1 protein-coding gene and 1 pseudogene are annotated in these 1,590 nt (G+C 59.9%); both read right to left on the bottom strand.

The window, feature by feature from the left end; all coding sequences use genetic code 11:
- Nucleotides 1-164: 164 nt before the first annotated feature.
- Nucleotides 165-1,057: pseudogene (locus FD715_RS22185) on the bottom strand (DUF305 domain-containing protein).
- A 277-nt stretch (nt 1,058-1,334) separates the two neighbouring features.
- Nucleotides 1,335-1,590 (bottom strand): AI-2E family transporter (locus FD715_RS22180; protein ID WP_147115395.1); only part of this gene is annotated, 256 nt, incomplete at its 5' end.

Genomic DNA, 1,590 nt, shown 5'->3' with positions numbered 1-1,590 from the left:
CGGCACGGACTACAGAAACATCTGAAGAAACGCTGCGCCGGGGAGCGGTGCCGTCTCCTGAACTATTCAAGGTCCCAATCTGGTGCGCACGTAGCGGGTCGTTTCCCCCGGACTGGTAGGTTGGGCGGGAAGCGGCCATTCTCTGCGCTCTACGTAAATGTCCGCTATGCAGCGCAGTCCAGGAATCCCCTATAGACTACGCGCAGGCCCTGCTCGAGATGGAAGGTCATCTCGCCTTCGGCGCGGCGCAGACTGTCGTCGGTGTCGGTCCAGTCAGCACCGGGATCAGGCATCACGGAGACGTCCACGCCTTCTGCCGCGAACCGCGCACCGTCTTCCAGCGTATCGACTGCGATTGGGCCACCGGCGGAAAGCGGGATCAGCACGCCAGACAGCTTAATCGCGCCGCTCTCGCCGGCCATGGCGAGCACCGGCTCACCTTCATTGGTCCGGCGGAACTCACAGGTCGCTTCGCTTTCGAGCGCGGTCTCGATCTCCTCGGGTGTCATGCCCGCGACGTCGAGTCCGGCCAGCTGAACCGAACTCAGGGCCTCTTCGACGGTGCCTTCCTCAGCCGGGGCCCCGAATTCCCCGAGCGCCGGATCGGCGGCAATACCATTCGCCTCTATATCGGCGATCAGATGGCGCATCTCGCCGATCTCCTTGCGCTGCGCGGCGATAATCTCATCGGCCAGCTTCTGCACCCGGGGGTCCGAGAAATTGGCGCGCTCCGATGTCATGATGGCGATCGAATGGTGCGGGATCATCGCCCGCATGAAGCTCACGTCCCCCACCGTGGTCTGGCTGCACACCAGCCACAGCGTCAGGCCGAACACCACTACGGCGCCAGCATAGTGATGTTGATCGCCTTGTTCGCATACATCGACAGCATGAAGCTGAGCATGATCACCGCCATCACCGCGCCCATCAGCAGCGCCATGTAGGTTCGAGTCTTGCTGAAGAAGATGTGTTCGTAGGCGTATGTGTTGATATACATCAGCCCGAACATCACCACCGTCGAGGTCGCGATCATTGCGACGAAGCGCCAGTAGGACATGATGTTCCTCCTATTTATCGTGGGCCATCGAACGGATTTCCGAAGCACAAGAGCAATGAGCATTCATGGTTCCAGCAGGTCCTTGGTGCTGGACTGCCGTCGGAGTATCTCGTCCCGGCGTGCCGCACGGACATCCTTCGGCCGGCCTTCCTTTAGGAAAATGAGCCGCCGGAAGCAGGTAGAGCCGCGCAAAGGAATTTGCATCCAGCCATGACCTGAGGAAAGGCGTTGCCACTGGAAGCCTCGACCCAGCAGCTTTTACCAGATCACTCTCTCATTAAAATTCATGACTATTTCCGCAGGCCAAGTAACCGGATTCTTCCGGGTCTGTCTCGTTGTCCAGCAGGAATGCAAGAGGTCGGAGCGGAGGCACATGCGCTGAAATGACGGCGATAGCGATCGTCATCGGAACAGCCAGAACGGCGCCGGCGACTCCCCAGATCCAGCCCCAGAACAACAGAACGATCAGCACAACCACCGGCGACAAGGACACTTTCCGGCCTTGTACACGCGGGTCAACGTAGTTGCCCATG

It is taken from the genome of Tateyamaria sp. syn59, from assembly GCF_007995245.1.
Lineage (GTDB): Bacteria > Pseudomonadota > Alphaproteobacteria > Rhodobacterales > Rhodobacteraceae > Tateyamaria.
The sequence above is the reverse complement of the archived record's forward strand: the minus strand, read 5'-3'. Positions and strand labels throughout refer to the sequence as shown.